The following is a 13,725-nucleotide window of genomic DNA, read 5'->3' as shown; positions in this document are numbered from 1 at the left end:
CGCGACCCTTTCGCGACACAAGGCCGCTCCTACAAGGGCCCGCATGCTCCTGGGATTCATCCTTTTTGGGGTAATTGGCGGCTCAGCATGTGCGCTGGAACTTACCGCCAATGAACAGGCCGGCAAGCGCCTCTATCGGCAAGGGGTCTCGAGCAGCGACGCACAGCTGATGGCTCGGGTCGGTGCCAGCGACATGAGCGTGCCCGCCAGCGTGCTGCCCTGCGCCAGCTGCCACGGGCTTGACGGGCGTGGGCGCGCCGAAGGCGGGGTACGCCCACCCAGCCTCGACTGGCAACGCCTGGCGCTCGGGCAGGGCGAGCGACAAAGCAACGGTCGCCGCTACCCGGCCTACCGCGACGGCACGCTGGCCCGCGCGATCCAGCACGGCGTCGACCCCGCGGGGCAGCGACTGGACCCCGCCATGCCGCGCTTCGAATTGACCCTGGCTGACCAGCGCAACCTTACGGCTTACCTCAAACGCCTGGGCGATGAACGTGACCCCGGGGTGGAAGCAGGCGTGCTGCGCCTGGGCACCTTGCTCCCGGCCCGTGGCCCACTGGCTGAAGCCGGGCATGTGGTACGTGCCGTGCTGGAGGATGGCCTGGCTCAGATCAACCAGCAGGGTGGCATTCATGGGCGACGCCTGGAGCTGGTGGTCGCCGATGCTGACACCGACCCGGCCAGTGCCGAGCACGCCTTGCAGCGCCTGCTGGACCAGGAGCAGGTGTTCGCCTTGATCACCCCGCTGGTGCCCATGCTCGATCAGCAACTGCCGACACTGCTCGAACAACGGGGCGTGCCGCTGATCGGCAGCACGCCACGCAGCGGCGGCAGCCCTCTGATTTTCGACCCGCTGCCGGGTGTCGCCAGCCAGTTGCTGAGCCTGGCAGCCCATGCCAAGGGCGCCCTCGGCTTGCCGCCAGATGGCTTGCGCGTGGTGTATGCCGGCAACGATCAGGCGGCATTGGCCGAGCAGGTGCGCCAACGCCTGCTCCAGCAAGGCTGGACGCCCGCACCGATCCTGGCCTTCGACGGCCAGGCCGTCGATGGCCAGGGTATCGTCTTCGTCGGTCGCGCCCAGGCCTTCTCCGCGCTAGCCCAGGCGCTGCACGCCGAAGGGCGTGCGCCATACCTGCTCGCCGCCTCCAGCCAGGTGGCGGTAGCGGTGGCCAGCTTGCCAGCGCAGTGGTCGCAACGGCTGTTCCTGGCCTATCCGTTCTTGCCCGATGACTGGACCGAGCAGGGCATGGCGAGCCTGGCTGGCCTGCAACAGCGCCAGGGTCTCGACCCACGCCAGGCGTCGCTGCAGGTCAACGCCCTGTGTGCCCTCAAACTGCTGACGGAAGCCCTGAAGCAGATGGGGCGCGACGCCAGCCGCGAACGGCTGGTGGGCGCCCTGGAGCGCCTGCACGATGTCGATACCGGCCTGACCCCGGCGCTGGGCTTCGGCCCCGGCAGGCGCCAGGGTATGGCTGGCGCCCATGTCGTCGCGGTGGCGCTGCCCGGGCCGCGCTTCAGCGCCGTCGCACCGTACCGGCCGTTGCCGGACAGCCCTTGAACGGAGGTGCTCATGCGATTCCTGTTGCTGTGCCTGCTGCTGGTGGCCGCCAAGGCGAGCTGGGCCGACGTACCCGCTGCGCGGGTCAACGGCGTGACTATCGACCAGCTGCGCCTTGAGCGCTATTTTTCCGAATATCTGCAGGCACAGGGCAGGGCAGTGGCCAGCATTCGTAATCCGACGCTGTACAAGCGCCTGCGCGAGCAAGCACTGGATGAACTAATCGACAAGGAATTGCTCTGGCAGGAAGCCCAGCGCCAGGGTATTCACATCAGTGATGAGCAGGTATCAGCGCAAGTCAGCGAAGTCGAAGCAGCCTTCGCCAGCCCGGCACTGTTCGCAAGGCGCCTGGCAGATGCAGGATTCGATCGCGCAGAGTACGCTGATTACATGCGCCGCGAGCTGGCCGCGCAGCGGGTGTACGCTCAGCTCAGCGCGGTAGACGAACCCAGCCAGGCCGAAGTTGCGGCGTTTTACCAGGCCAACCGGCAAATCCTGCAAGGAGCGCAGAACCAAAGTGTTAGTGCATTGGTCATACCCGAACCAGCCCTGCAACTGGCCAAGGCTGCGCTCATCGGCCAGTTGCAGGCGCAGGCGCGCCAATCCGTGCGCCAACGTTTGCGCGAATCCGCTACAGTGGAGATCGCTGACTGACGCCCTTGAACGGGTTTCCCCAAAGCTGGGGAATAGCGCTTTGGCAAAGTGCCATCAGTTTCCCCGGATGTGGGGAACAAGGCCTGCGCCTGCGTCGTGGGGTGTGCTGCAACCCAGTGGGATCAAAGACTTACAGTGGTGCGAGAAGACAATTCATGCCTGGCACGAAGCCTGCTCTAGCCTTGTCGAGGCCGCACTTCGCAACCCGGGTAACCGGGCAGTATTTGGGAGTCGACCTTGGTGAAGAAAGTATTGGTAGTCGATGACGAACAGACCCTTGCGCAAAACCTGCAAGCGTACCTGCAGGCGCAAGGCCTGGAAGTTCACGTCGCCCACGACGGTGCCAGCGGTATCGAGCAGGCTCAAAGCCTGGCACCGGAGGTGATTGTGCTGGATTACCGCTTGCCTGACATGGTGGGGTTTCAACTCCTGGAGACCGTGCGCAAGAACAGGCAGTGCCATTTCGTGCTGATCACCGCTCACCCGACTGCCGAAGTCCGTGAGCGAGCTGCCGAACTTGGCGTCAGTCATGTCCTGTTCAAGCCGTTCCCGTTGGCCGAACTGGCCCGCGCGATCTTCGACCTGATGGGCATCGAGCGCCGGCGCAGGGCCACTGACGATCCAGCCGAAGGGTTTGTCGAACGACGCCAGAACAGGAACGAATCGTTCCCCTTGCAGTTGTACGATGGCAGCTGGGTGTTGGCCGATCGCCGCCGTAATGGCGCCAAGCCCCCAGGACCTGACGACGAACAACTGCTCACCGGGGAATAGCGGCGCCCGCTGCCCTGGCCAAGCCAGCCCGCGACGCGCCCCTGAGCGGAGTCGCAGGCCATGGCAGACGTATTCGATACAGGTGCAGGCAAGTACAGCGCCTACCCCCGCGACCTCCTGGCCCAGGCCCGCCTGCAAGCGGGCGACGAGCGTCTGCTCAACTGCCTGGAGCGCCTGGCCAACGACACCCCCGACCGCTTCATCCAGCGCCTTGGCCTGACCCTGCATTACCCGGTGCTGGCTACCCAGCTACTGCTGGCCAGCACTGCGCGCTTCGACACGGTCAGCCTGGCCCAGTGCCTGAAGCACGAGTTCGTGATGATCGAGCAGGACGGCCAACTGATCGGTGTGTTCGCCGACCCTTTCGACCATGCCCGCCTGGCCTGGATCGACGACAACCTGCAAGGCGCGCCGCTGTACCTGGCCCACGCTGCCGACCTGGCCACCTTTCTGGCCCGCCACGAAGAAAGCTTCCACGCCGTCGATGCCCTCGATCATGGCCCGGAAACCAGCGGTGAAAGCGACCCGCTGCAACGCCTGTCGCTGACCAGCATCAGCGAAGACCAGAGCAAGGTGGTGAAGCTGGTCAACTCGACCCTGTACGACGCGCTCAAACAGCACGCCAGCGATATCCACCTGGGGATGACTGGCCAAGGCCTGGTCATCAAGTACCGCATCGACGGCGTGCTCAATGGCGCTGGCAAGGCCAGTGGCAGCGCCTTCGCCGATCAGGTGATCTCGCGCATCAAGGTCATGGCCGAGCTGGACATCGGTGAAAAACGCGTTCCCCAGGACGGCCGCTTCAAGGTCGCCATCGGCGAGCGGCAGATCGATTTCCGTGTGTCGATCATGCCGAGCATCTTTGGTGAGGACGCGGTGCTGCGGGTGCTCGACAAGCAGGACCTGTCCGACCGCGTCAGCGGCGTGCAGCTACAGGCCCTCGGTTTTGCCGAGCAAACCCTGTGCGCCCTGCGCCGGCTGGCCTGCGAGCCCTATGGCATGATCCTGGTCACCGGCCCCACCGGCAGCGGCAAGACCACCACCCTGTACGCCATGCTCAGCGAGATCAACCATGGCGTGGACAAGATCATCACCATCGAAGACCCGGTCGAATACCAGCTGCCCGGCGTGCTGCAGATTCCGGTCAACGAGAAGAAAGGCCTGACCTTTGCCCGTGGCCTGCGCTCGATCCTGCGCCATGACCCGGACAAGATCCTGGTCGGCGAGATCCGCGACCCGGACACCGCACAGATCGCCGTGCAGTCGGCGCTGACCGGCCACCTGGTGTTCACCACCATCCACGCCAACAACGTCTTCGATGTGATCGGCCGCTTCAGCCAGATGCAGGTCGACCCCTACAGCTTCGTCTCCGCTCTCAACGCGGTGCTGGCCCAGCGCCTGATCCGCCTGGCCTGCCCGCACTGCTGCACACCGTGCGAGGTCGATGACCAAGCCTTGGCCGCCTCGGGCCTGACCCGCGAAGCGGTCAGCGGCTGGACATTCGTTCGCGCCCAGGGCTGCGGCCAGTGTCGTGGCAGCGGCTACCGCGGCCGCAGCGCGATTGCCGAACTGCTGCACCTGGACGACGACCTGCGGCAGATGATCGTCGAACGCCGCCCCCTGTCGCAGATCAAGCAGCTGGCCTGCCAACGCGGCCTGCGCCTGCTGCGTGCCTCGGCCCTGGACCTGGTCCGTGATGGCCGCACCACACTCGAGGAGATCAACCGTGTCACATTCATCTGATCGTGGCTCTTACAAGTACAGCGCCGTGCTCGGCGCTGACGGGGTCGGCCTGGGTCGCTCGTGCGGCAAACAAACGCAGTGGCTTGGCAGCCGCGCATTCACCTGCGAAGCCGCGCAACCGGCCTGGGAAGCGGCCTTGCAAGCCTTGGCTGCACTGCTGGCCGAACACGCCGTCAAAAGCGCCCCGTTGCGCGTGCTGCTGTCGGCGCGTTACAGCCGCTTCTGCCTGGTGCCGTGGAGCGATGCCATCGGCCAGCCTCGCGAGCTGGATGCCTACGCCCGGGCCTGCTTCGAGCACCTCTACGGCCAGTCGCTCGGTGACTGGCGCATCGTCCTTTCGCCGGAGCCCGCCGGGGCCGCACGTATCGCCACCGCGCTCCCCGAAGCCCTGCTGCTGGGCCTGCAGAGCCTGGGACGGGAAAACCGCCTGAGCCTGCGCTCGGTGCAGCCCTACCTGATGGCCGCCTACAACCGCTGCTCGGCGCAGCTGGAGCAGGGCGACTTCCTGTTCGTGCTCGCCGAACCACGCCGCAGCGTACTGCTGCTGGCCGCTGGTGGTGCCTGGCAACAGGTGCTGGCCCAGGGCTGCGCTGACAGCGACCAGGCCCTGCAGGCGCTGATCGAACGCACCTGCGAGTTGTACGGCGAGCAACTGCCACGGGTGTACCTGCATGCCGCAGGGCGCGGCGACGTCCCGCAACTGGCGGCTGTGCAGCTGTGCCAGCCCGCTGGCGACAGCGACCCGCTGTGCGCCATGTGGCGGGCGGTGGCCTGACATGCGCCGCCTCGACCTGGAATTTCAGCCCCGTCGCAGCGGCCCGTTGGCCTGGTCGCTGCTGGCCCTGGGCGCAGTCGCAGTCGCCGGGCTGGTGCTGGTGCAACAGCAGCTGCAGGCCGAGCAGGCAGACCTGGAAACCCAGCTGCACAGCCTGGAACTGCAACTGGGCCGCCGCCCGGCCCCGGTCGCCCCGCAGAACAGCGCCGCCAGCCGCGAGCAGGCCGAACGCCTGGCGCAGATGCGCAGCGTCTCGCAGCAACTGCAACGGCCCTGGCAACAGCTGTTCGCCATGCTCGAAGCGCAGCCACAGGAGGACGTGGCATTGCTGACCCTGACCCCGGACGCCCGCAAGGGCCAGGTGCGCATCAGCGCCGAGGCTCGCAACCTGGAAGCGATGCTGCAGTACCACCAGCGTCTGGAGCAGAGCGACGAGCTCAGCGATGTGTCGCTGCTCAACCACGAAGTGGTTGCCGGGCAGCCCGAGCACCCGGTGCGCTTCAACCTCACCGCCACCTGGGAGACCGGCCATGCGCGTCCCTAGCCTTATCCTTCACGAGCAACTGCGCCGCATCGGCCCGGTCGGCCTGGGCGCCGTCGGCGTCGCAGCACTTGCCGTCGGTATTGCGCTGGCCGGTGTAGTGCCCGAGTGGCAGGCCGTGCGCGAACTGCGCGCCAGCGAAGCGGATGCCAGCGTGCAGGTCGAACGGGTCAAGCGCGGCGAGCTGAAGATTGCCGTCAAGCCCGAGCAACAGGCGCTGGACAGCCTGCGCCAGCAGTTGCCCGGGCAGCCTGAAGCCAGCGAGCTGATCGAGCGCCTGTATCACCTGGCCAGTGCCGAGCACATCAGCCTGGCGCGCGGCGAGTACGCTCTGGGCGTCGACCCCAAGACCCAGCTGTCGCGCTACCAGATCATCCTGCCAGTACGCGGCAGCTACCCGCAGATCCGCGGCTTTCTGCGCGGCCTGATCGGCCAGCTGCCGACCCTGGTGCTGGAAGACCTCGAACTCAAACGCAAATCCATCGGCGACACCGAGCTCAACGGCCGGGTGCGCCTGACCCTCTACCTGTCGAGGTCGTGATGAATACACAACGCGCAGTGATATGGGTCGGGTTCCTGGGCATCAGCGCTGCGTTGGCGTGGGCACCGGGCCATTGGTTCCAGCAGGAAGACAGCGTTGTTCCCTTCGCGGGCTCGCCCGCTCCCACAGGGTCAGCGTCGCCTGCGGAACCTGTGGGAGCGGGCGAGCCCGCGAAAGGGCCGACAAGGGCCTCCAGGGATCTGTTCCCAGCCCAGCAATGGACCAAGCCACAAACCCTGGCCACGGTCACCGAACAACCTGTAGTCGCCGCACCCGTCGTAGCGGCGGCCCCTACCGCCCCGGCGCTGCCGTTCCAGTTCGTCGGCCGCATGGGCGACCGCGACGACCTGCAGATCTTCCTGCAGAGCGGCGAAAAGCTCTACGTCGTGCGCAAGGGCGACGTGATCGACAGTACCTATCGCCTCGACAGAGTCTCGGCCAATGAGCTGGACCTGGTTTATCTGCCTTTGCATCAGTCACAGACCTTGTCTGTAGGGAGCGCACCATGAAGTCGTCGAAACCGTGCAAGCCTGCTCCGTTCATGCTCCTGGCGCTGTGCGTGGCCATTGCCGGCTGCGGCTCCAGCGGGGTGCGCAAGGACAGCGCCGAGCTGATGAAGGAGGGCCAGTACGAGGCCGGCATTGCCCGCCTGGAAGAGGCCTTGAGCGAGAACCCGCGCGACACGGAGCTGAACATCGCCCTGGCCCACGGTCGCCAGGCAGCGGTGGAAGCGCTGATCAGCCAGGCGGATGCCGACCGCATCCGCCATGACTTCACCAGCGCCCGCACCGGCTACAGCCGGGTGCTGACCCTCGAGCCGAACAACCGCCGTGCCCAGGAAGGCATCCGCCATCTGGAGCTGATCCGCACCCTCGACGAGCGTGTCGCGCTGGGCCAGGCTGCGCTGCGCCAGGGCGACCTGTTCGGCGCCGAGCGCTACATGCGCGAAGTGCTGCGCCTGGACCCACAGAACCAGAAGGGCGTGGCCCTGCGCACCGACATCGAGAACGTCCAGGCCCGCACTGCAACGCCTTACCCGCAGCTGCGCAGCAAGCTGGAGCGCCCGGTCACCCTGGAGTTTCGCGACGCCGGCCTGAAGACCATCTTCGAGGTGCTGTCGCAGGTCGCCGGCATCAACTTCATCTTCGACAAGGACCTGCGCCCGGACATGAAGGCCACCATCTTCGTGCGTGACGTGCGCATCGAGGACGCCGTGGCGCTGCTGCTGGAGCAGAACCAGCTGCGGCAGAAGATCGTCAACGACAATACCTTGCTGATCTACCCCGATTCGCCGCAGAAGACCAAGGACTACCAGGAACTGGTCATGCGCACCTTCTACCTGACCAGCATCGACGCCAACACCGCGCTGAACATGGTCAAGACCATGCTCAAGACCCGTGACGTGTTCGTCGACGAACGCCTCAATACCCTGACCATGCGTGACACCCCCGACGCCGTGCGCATGGCCGAAAAGCTGCTGCAGTCGCAGGACCAGTCCAACCCCGAGGTGGTGCTGGAAGTGGAGGTGATGGAAGTCGCCACCTCGCGCATCCTCGACCTTGGCCTGCAATGGCCCAACACCTTCGGTGTGCTGACTGACGACGGCAACCCGGTCAGCGTGCTCGACCAGCTGCGCGGCATCAACTCCAGCCGTATCAGCATCTCGCCGGCACCGCAGGCCAAGATCAATGCCCAGGACAAGGACATCAACACCTTGGCCAGCCCGGTGATCCGCGTCAGCAACCGCGAGCAGGCGCGTATCCACATCGGCCAGCGGGTACCGATCATCAGTGCCACTTCGGTACCGTCCACCCAAGGCCCGGTGATCACCGAAAGCGTGACCTACCTGGACGTGGGCCTCAAACTCGAAGTGCAGCCGACGGTGCACCTGAACAACGAAGTGGCGATCAAGATTGCCCTGGAAGTGAGTAACGCCACCCCCCTGGAGGCCACCCGCCAGGGCACCATCCCGGTCCAGGTCGATACCCGCAACGCGCAGACCAGCCTGCGCCTGCACGACGGCGAAACCCAGGTGCTGGCCGGCCTGGTGCGCAACGACCACAACGCCGCCGGCAACAAGATACCCGGCCTCGGCGACATCCCTGGCCTGGGGCGGCTGTTCGGCAGCAACAAGGACGACATGAGCAAGTCCGAGCTGGTGCTGGCGATCACCCCACGGATCGTGCGTAACCTGCCGTACCAGAGCCCTTCGGACATGGAGTTCGGCACCGGCACCGAGTCGAGCATGCAGGTGCGCCAGGCGGCGCCGCTGCCCGTGCGTGATGTGCCAGGCGACGTGCCGAGCGATAGCCAGGACAGCGCCCCGGCGATCCAGAGCCAAGTGGCCACTGCCCCAGCCACCGTTACTGTGAGCCCACGGCCATGAAACGCCGCCAGCAGGGATTCAGCCTGATCGAAGTGGTGCTGACCCTGGCCCTGCTCGGGATGCTCGCGACCATGGCTGCACCGTTGACCGAGACGGTGGTGCGCCGTGGCAAGGAGCAGCAGCTGCGCGAGGCGCTGTACCAGATCCGCGACGCCATCGACGCCTACAAGCGCGCCTTCGACGCCGGCTACATCGAGAAGCGCCTGGATGCCAGCGGCTACCCGCCGAACCTGCAGGTGCTGGTCGATGGCGTGCGCGATGTGCGCAGTGCCAAGGGCGCCAAGTTCTACTTCCTGCGGCGCATTCCTCACGACCCGCTGGTGGCGGCCAGGAACCAGGACGAAGGCGGTTGGGGCCTGCGTGCGTACGCCAGCAGCCCGGACAACCCGCGTGAAGGCGAGGACGTCTTCGACGTGTATTCCAAGGCCCGCGGCAAAGGCCTCAACAACATCCCTTACGGGCAATGGTGACAGCCATGAAACGCAGCAAAGGCTTCACCCTGATCGAATTGCTGGTGGTGATGGCGATCATTGCCACGCTGATGACCATCGCCATGCCGCGCTACTTCAACAGCCTGGACAGCTCCCGCGAGGCCACCCTGCGCCAGAGCCTGGCAGTGCTGCGCGAAGCCCTGGACCATTACTACGGCGACACTGGCCATTACCCGGATTCACTGGAGCAACTGGTCGAGCAGCGTTACCTGCGCAACACCCCGGTCGACCCGATCACCGAGCGCAGCGACGCCTGGCAGCTGGTGCCACCGCCCGAAGGCGTAGCCGGCGGCGTCGCCGATATCAAGAGCGGTGCCACAGGGAGGGCGCGTGATGGCAGCCTGTTCGCGGAATGGTAAGGCCAGCGCCGGCTTCACCTACCTGGGCGTGCTGCTGCTGATCGCGATCAGCAGCGTGGCCCTGGCCGCTACCGGCACGGTGTGGTCGAGCGTCGCCCAGCGCGAGCACGAGCGCGAGCTGCTGTGGGTCGGCGGCCAGTATGCACAGGCTCTGCGCAGCTACTATCGCGCCTCGCCAGGCCTGGCCCAGTACCCCAAGGAGCTGGCCGACCTGCTCGAAGACAACCGCTTCCCGGAGGCCAAGCGGCACATCCGCCGACTGTACCCGGACCCGATCACCAACAGTGACGACTGGGGCCTGCTGCGCGCCATCGATGGCCGTATCACCGGGGTGCACAGCCGCTCCGACGCCACGCCGTTCAAGCGCAGTGGCTTCGACATGCAGTTTTCCGGTTTCGAAGGCCTGGAACATTACAGCGACTGGCAATTCGTTGCCGAGCAGGCCTTCAACGAAAGTGCCGGCGGCGCCCGTACCCATGCCGGCCCGGGAGACACGCCATGAAATGCCTGCAGGCCCTGTGCCTGAGCCTGCTGTTGGCAGCCGGGACGCCGGGCGCAGCCATGGCCGACTCCGAGGACGAGATGAAGGGCTTCATCGTCGACAACACCATCTCGCACATAGGCCACGACTTTTACTACTACTTCGCCGACCGCCTGCGCGCCACCAGCCGGCTGGATTTCAACCTGGTGGTACGCGAGCGCCCGGATGCCCGTTGGGGCAGCCTGGTGACCGTGGAGTTCGACCGTGACGTGCTGTACCGGCGCTTTTTGCCACCGAACGTCACGCAATTAAAAGATGAGGCCGTCGCGGCCGCCGACCTGGTCAAGCAGGAAGTCATCCAGCGCAAGCTGCAACGGCTGCTGCAGGACACCACTGATCTGGATAGGGATGAACTATGAACATGTGCATACCCCGTTGCCTTGCGGCTGGCCTGCTGTTCGGCGCCTGCGCCGTCCACGCCACCGAACTGGTGTACACCCCGGTCAACCCGGCGTTCGGCGGCAACCCGTTGAACGGCACCTGGTTGCTGAACAACGCCCAGGCGCAGAACGACTACGACGACCCGGACCTCAAGGACCGCGCATCCGCCTTTGGCGGCACCTCGGCCCTGGAGCGCTTCAGCAACCAGCTGGAGTCCCGCATGCTGTCGCAGCTGATGGACAACATCAGCAACGGCAAGACCGGCAGCATGGCCACCGACGCATTCCTGATCGATGTCATCGATGACTCCGGTGCCCTGAGCATCAAGGTCACCGACCGCGTCACAGGAGAAACTTCGCTCATTGAGGTCAGTGGCCTGAACCCCTGAGAGGGACGGGTCGTTTAGCTGGGGAGAGAGCACCATGAAACGCTTGCTGAGCACTTTAGTGATTGTCGCCACACTTGCCGGCCTGCAAGGTTGTGGCCTGCGCGAGCCGATGCCGGCCGAACAGGACACGGAAACCCCGACCCTGACGCCGCGGGCCTCGACCTACTACGACCTGATCAACATGCCGCGTCCCAAAGGGCGCCTGATGGCCGTGGTGTATGGCTTCCGCGACCAGACCGGGCAGTACAAGCCGACCCCGGCCAGCTCGTTCTCCACCAGCGTCACCCAAGGGGCGGCGAGCATGCTGATGGATGCGCTGAATGCCAGCGGCTGGTTCGTGGTGCTGGAGCGTGAAGGCCTGCAGAACCTGCTGACCGAACGCAAGATCATCCGTGCTTCGCAGAAAAAGCCCGACGTGCCCGAGAACATCATGAGCGAACTGCCCCCGCTGCAGGCCGCCAACCTGATGCTCGAAGGCGGCATCATCGCCTACGACACCAACGTGCGCAGTGGCGGCGAGGGTGCCCGTTACCTGGGCGTCGACATCTCCCGCGAGTACCGGGTCGACCAGGTCACGGTCAACCTGCGCGCCGTGGACGTGCGCACCGGGCAGGTGCTGGCGAACGTCATGACCAGCAAGACCATCTACTCGATCGGCCGCAATGCCGGGGTGTTCAAGTTCATCGAGTTCAAGAAGTTGCTGGAGGCTGAGGTGGGGTACACCACCAACGAACCGGCGCAGCTGTGCGTGCTGTCGGCGATCGAGGCCGCGGTGGGGCATCTGCTGGCCCAGGGCATCGAGCGGCGCTTGTGGCAAGTGGCGGGGGATCCGGCGGAGGGCAAGGCAGAGGTGGACAAGTTCCTTAGCCAGAACCAGCAGCAGTGAATGGCTTGGGTGGTTGGCTTGAAATTTCTGGCGCCTGTGAGATCGAGCGCCGCCCGCGCGGCGCATCGCGGGCAAGCCCGCTCCCACATCTGTTTCGGGCCAGTCTCTCCTGTGCCGCCAACAGGGACCGCCTTGTTGGCACGACGATACATCTCGGTGGGCGCTGATGCCGCTCCACCTGTCTCCAGTCATGCACCAAGGCAGATCCTGTTGGCGGTACAGGAGAGACTGGCCCGAAACAAATGTGGGAGCGGGCTTGCCCGCGATGCGCCGCGCGGGCGGCGCTCGATGTCAGCCCCCACCCAAAGCCTGAGCCCTACACCCCCAGCCATACCCGATCCGCCCAGCCATTTCCCCAGCATCGACCGCGTCAGCAGGAGAGGACGTGGCGGCCGGCAAGAGAAGTGTTACTGCACATGCCCTTCGCTTGAAACGCTTCCCCGACACCGGTAGTCTTTGCCCGCTGCTGTAAATCCAGCAGTCGGGTTTGGTCACCCGCAATCATCAAGGCGCACAAGCGCCCGCTCTGCGATACAGTTGGCGCTTTTTTGTGCCCGGCTGTTTCGTTTTATGGCGGCTGTGCGTGGGGCGCCTCCGTGCGCGCCGGTTTCCTTGATTCCCGGTTGACCAACCCGCGTACAGTCGCCACCCATTCGTTTGGTCACGTTGTGTGGCGGCTCCATTGAATCAAGGAGCGACACAATGACAAAAGGCTTACCTGATCCTCCCGTACGCGCCACCACGGCGGCCTCCAGTTTCTCTACCTGTGAATGCAGCCATCCGCCATTGTTTGCCGTGCGCTCGGGGGTGGATTACGAAGATGCGCTGGTGCACCTGTCAACGCTGCTCAAAGGGGCGTTTGCGACCAATCTGAAGGCCCTTGAGCTGGCCAAAGGAACCTGTCGTGATCTGTTGTTGAGCAATGACCATGGGCTGGATTCGGCCAAGGCGGTGGTGGAGGCGTTGCTGGATGGGGTGGAAAGGCAGCAGTTGGCTGGGCGGAAGATGGTGCCAGGTATCTGACGGCTGGCCGGCCCTGCGTACTGGGTCAACCTGCCTTGCGCAAGGTCAGGTTGATCCGCCGCTCGCCCATTCTGGGGTGTACGCCCGGCTTTATCGGCAACACTCCGTGAAAGCGCAGCCGATCTTCGCCACCCCAGACCAGCACATCACCATGGCTTAACGGTATCCGCTGAGTCCTGTCCGACCGCTGCAACCCGCCAAACAGGAACACCGCCGGCAACCCCAGTGAAATCGACACGATCGGCTGGCCAAAGTCCTGCTCATCGCGGTCCTGGTGCAGGCTCAGGCGGGTGCCGGGCAGGTAGTGGTTGACCAGGCAGGCATCCGGCACGAAACCCTCGAAATCGGCCGCTTCCGCTGCACGGCCTGCCAGTTCGAGCAGGACCTGGGGCAGGGCAGGCCAGGGTTGCCCGCTGACCGGATCGGTAGCGCTGTAGCGATAACCCTTGGCATCACTGACCCAGCCCAGCGATCCGCAATTGGTCAACGCCACGGCCATGTTCAGGCCGCCCGGTGTTTGCATGTGCCGGAACGGCGCGGCACGCAGCACCGGGCGCAGGGCGTCGAGCAGCGGCTCAATGACGGGCAGGGCGAAGCCGGGCAGCAGCACGGTGTGGCTGGCCAGGCGTTGCGGCTGGGGGCCGAACAGGTCGAGGTCGGACTGGATCATCAGGGCGGTGGCGTGGG

The 13,725-nt window shown here is 65.4% G+C and carries 17 protein-coding genes; 16 read left to right on the top strand and 1 reads right to left on the bottom strand.

Annotated features, from left to right (window positions below; translation table 11 throughout):
* The first annotated feature begins 43 nt into the window (after window positions 1-43).
* The 16 genes from APH33_RS11665 to APH33_RS11590 all read left to right on the top strand — a co-directional run bounded on the left by APH33_RS11665 (window position 44) and on the right by APH33_RS11590 (window position 13,038).
* Window positions 44-1,558, top strand: a complete 1,515-nt coding sequence (locus APH33_RS11665) for an ABC transporter substrate-binding protein (protein ID WP_054885284.1) — start codon at window positions 44-46, stop codon at window positions 1,556-1,558.
* A gap of 12 nt (window positions 1,559-1,570) precedes the next feature.
* On the top strand, window positions 1,571-2,212 hold the full coding sequence (locus APH33_RS11660; protein ID WP_054885283.1) for a SurA N-terminal domain-containing protein: 642 nt from the start codon (window positions 1,571-1,573) through the stop codon (window positions 2,210-2,212).
* A 237-nt stretch (window positions 2,213-2,449) separates the two neighbouring features.
* Window positions 2,450-2,983 carry a response regulator gene (locus tag APH33_RS11655; protein ID WP_054885282.1) on the top strand — a complete coding sequence of 178 codons (534 nt, stop codon included), beginning with the start codon at window positions 2,450-2,452 and terminating at the stop codon, window positions 2,981-2,983.
* A gap of 60 nt (window positions 2,984-3,043) precedes the next feature.
* Window positions 3,044-4,726: a GspE/PulE family protein gene (locus APH33_RS11650; protein WP_054885281.1), complete on the top strand. Its 1,683-nt coding sequence runs from the start codon at window positions 3,044-3,046 to the stop codon at window positions 4,724-4,726.
* Window positions 4,710-5,501: a hypothetical protein gene (locus APH33_RS11645; RefSeq protein WP_054885280.1), complete on the top strand. Its 792-nt coding sequence runs from the start codon at window positions 4,710-4,712 to the stop codon at window positions 5,499-5,501. The genes APH33_RS11650 and APH33_RS11645 overlap by 17 nt, the downstream gene beginning before the upstream one ends.
* A gap of 1 nt (window position 5,502) precedes the next feature.
* A complete protein-coding gene (locus tag APH33_RS11640) occupies window positions 5,503-6,045 on the top strand; it encodes a PilN domain-containing protein (RefSeq protein ID WP_054885279.1) in 543 nt (180 codons plus the stop codon).
* A complete protein-coding gene (gene pilO, locus APH33_RS11635) occupies window positions 6,032-6,583 on the top strand; it encodes a type 4a pilus biogenesis protein PilO (RefSeq protein ID WP_054885278.1) in 552 nt (183 codons plus the stop codon). The genes APH33_RS11640 and pilO overlap by 14 nt, the downstream gene beginning before the upstream one ends.
* On the top strand, window positions 6,583-7,092 hold the full coding sequence (locus tag APH33_RS11630) for a hypothetical protein (RefSeq protein ID WP_054885277.1): 510 nt from the start codon (window positions 6,583-6,585) through the stop codon (window positions 7,090-7,092). The genes pilO and APH33_RS11630 overlap by 1 nt, the downstream gene beginning before the upstream one ends.
* Window positions 7,089-8,969 (top strand): secretin N-terminal domain-containing protein, encoded by a 1,881-nt coding sequence (locus APH33_RS11625; protein ID WP_054885276.1) that lies wholly within the window; start codon window positions 7,089-7,091, stop codon window positions 8,967-8,969. The genes APH33_RS11630 and APH33_RS11625 overlap by 4 nt, the downstream gene beginning before the upstream one ends.
* On the top strand, window positions 8,966-9,439 hold the full coding sequence (locus APH33_RS11620; RefSeq protein WP_054885275.1) for a type II secretion system protein: 474 nt from the start codon (window positions 8,966-8,968) through the stop codon (window positions 9,437-9,439). The genes APH33_RS11625 and APH33_RS11620 overlap by 4 nt, the downstream gene beginning before the upstream one ends.
* A 5-nt stretch (window positions 9,440-9,444) precedes the next feature.
* On the top strand, window positions 9,445-9,819 hold the full coding sequence (locus APH33_RS11615) for a type II secretion system protein (protein WP_054885274.1): 375 nt from the start codon (window positions 9,445-9,447) through the stop codon (window positions 9,817-9,819).
* Complete coding sequence (locus APH33_RS11610; RefSeq protein WP_054885273.1) at window positions 9,794-10,321, top strand: type II secretion system protein; 528 nt, start codon at window positions 9,794-9,796, stop codon at window positions 10,319-10,321. Before APH33_RS11615 ends, APH33_RS11610 begins: the two co-directional genes overlap by 26 nt.
* On the top strand, window positions 10,318-10,719 hold the full coding sequence (gene csgE, locus APH33_RS11605) for a curli production assembly/transport protein CsgE (protein ID WP_054885272.1): 402 nt from the start codon (window positions 10,318-10,320) through the stop codon (window positions 10,717-10,719). The genes APH33_RS11610 and csgE overlap by 4 nt, the downstream gene beginning before the upstream one ends.
* A complete protein-coding gene (locus APH33_RS11600) occupies window positions 10,716-11,129 on the top strand; it encodes a curli assembly protein CsgF (protein ID WP_054885271.1) in 414 nt (137 codons plus the stop codon). Before csgE ends, APH33_RS11600 begins: the two co-directional genes overlap by 4 nt.
* Before the next feature lie 34 nt (window positions 11,130-11,163).
* Window positions 11,164-12,015: a CsgG/HfaB family protein gene (locus APH33_RS11595; RefSeq protein WP_054885270.1), complete on the top strand. Its 852-nt coding sequence runs from the start codon at window positions 11,164-11,166 to the stop codon at window positions 12,013-12,015.
* Between the two features lie 786 nt (window positions 12,016-12,801).
* Complete coding sequence (locus APH33_RS11590; RefSeq protein WP_054885269.1) at window positions 12,802-13,038, top strand: hypothetical protein; 237 nt, start codon at window positions 12,802-12,804, stop codon at window positions 13,036-13,038.
* A gap of 25 nt (window positions 13,039-13,063) precedes the next feature.
* Here APH33_RS11590 and alkB read toward each other — a convergent pair whose 3' ends face one another.
* Window positions 13,064-13,708: a DNA oxidative demethylase AlkB gene (alkB, locus tag APH33_RS11585; RefSeq protein WP_054885268.1), complete on the bottom strand. Its 645-nt coding sequence runs from the start codon at window positions 13,706-13,708 to the stop codon at window positions 13,064-13,066.
* Between the last annotated feature and the right edge of the window lie 17 nt (window positions 13,709-13,725).

It is taken from the genome of Pseudomonas sp. NBRC 111130, from assembly GCF_001320485.1.
Lineage (GTDB): Bacteria > Pseudomonadota > Gammaproteobacteria > Pseudomonadales > Pseudomonadaceae > Aquipseudomonas > Aquipseudomonas vlassakiae.
Note: the sequence above shows the minus strand (reverse complement) of the source record. Positions and strands in the feature narration are given on the sequence as shown.

Excerpts from the sequence above, each read along its gene's own strand:
- APH33_RS11665 (WP_054885284.1), top strand. The coding sequence starts at position 44 with ATGCTCCTGGGATTCATCCTTTTTGGGGTAATTGGCGGCTCAGCATGT.
- APH33_RS11660 (WP_054885283.1), top strand. The coding sequence starts at position 1,571 with ATGCGATTCCTGTTGCTGTGCCTGCTGCTGGTGGCCGCCAAGGCGAGC.
- APH33_RS11650 (WP_054885281.1), top strand. The coding sequence starts at position 3,044 with ATGGCAGACGTATTCGATACAGGTGCAGGCAAGTACAGCGCCTACCCC.
- APH33_RS11640 (WP_054885279.1), top strand. The coding sequence starts at position 5,503 with ATGCGCCGCCTCGACCTGGAATTTCAGCCCCGTCGCAGCGGCCCGTTG.
- pilO (WP_054885278.1), top strand. The coding sequence starts at position 6,032 with ATGCGCGTCCCTAGCCTTATCCTTCACGAGCAACTGCGCCGCATCGGC.
- APH33_RS11630 (WP_054885277.1), top strand. The coding sequence starts at position 6,583 with ATGAATACACAACGCGCAGTGATATGGGTCGGGTTCCTGGGCATCAGC.
- APH33_RS11625 (WP_054885276.1), top strand. The coding sequence starts at position 7,089 with ATGAAGTCGTCGAAACCGTGCAAGCCTGCTCCGTTCATGCTCCTGGCG.
- APH33_RS11620 (WP_054885275.1), top strand. The coding sequence starts at position 8,966 with ATGAAACGCCGCCAGCAGGGATTCAGCCTGATCGAAGTGGTGCTGACC.
- APH33_RS11615 (WP_054885274.1), top strand. The coding sequence starts at position 9,445 with ATGAAACGCAGCAAAGGCTTCACCCTGATCGAATTGCTGGTGGTGATG.
- APH33_RS11610 (WP_054885273.1), top strand. The coding sequence starts at position 9,794 with ATGGCAGCCTGTTCGCGGAATGGTAAGGCCAGCGCCGGCTTCACCTAC.
- csgE (WP_054885272.1), top strand. The coding sequence starts at position 10,318 with ATGAAATGCCTGCAGGCCCTGTGCCTGAGCCTGCTGTTGGCAGCCGGG.
- APH33_RS11600 (WP_054885271.1), top strand. The coding sequence starts at position 10,716 with ATGAACATGTGCATACCCCGTTGCCTTGCGGCTGGCCTGCTGTTCGGC.
- APH33_RS11595 (WP_054885270.1), top strand. The coding sequence starts at position 11,164 with ATGAAACGCTTGCTGAGCACTTTAGTGATTGTCGCCACACTTGCCGGC.
- alkB (WP_054885268.1), bottom strand. The coding sequence starts at position 13,708 with ATGATCCAGTCCGACCTCGACCTGTTCGGCCCCCAGCCGCAACGCCTG.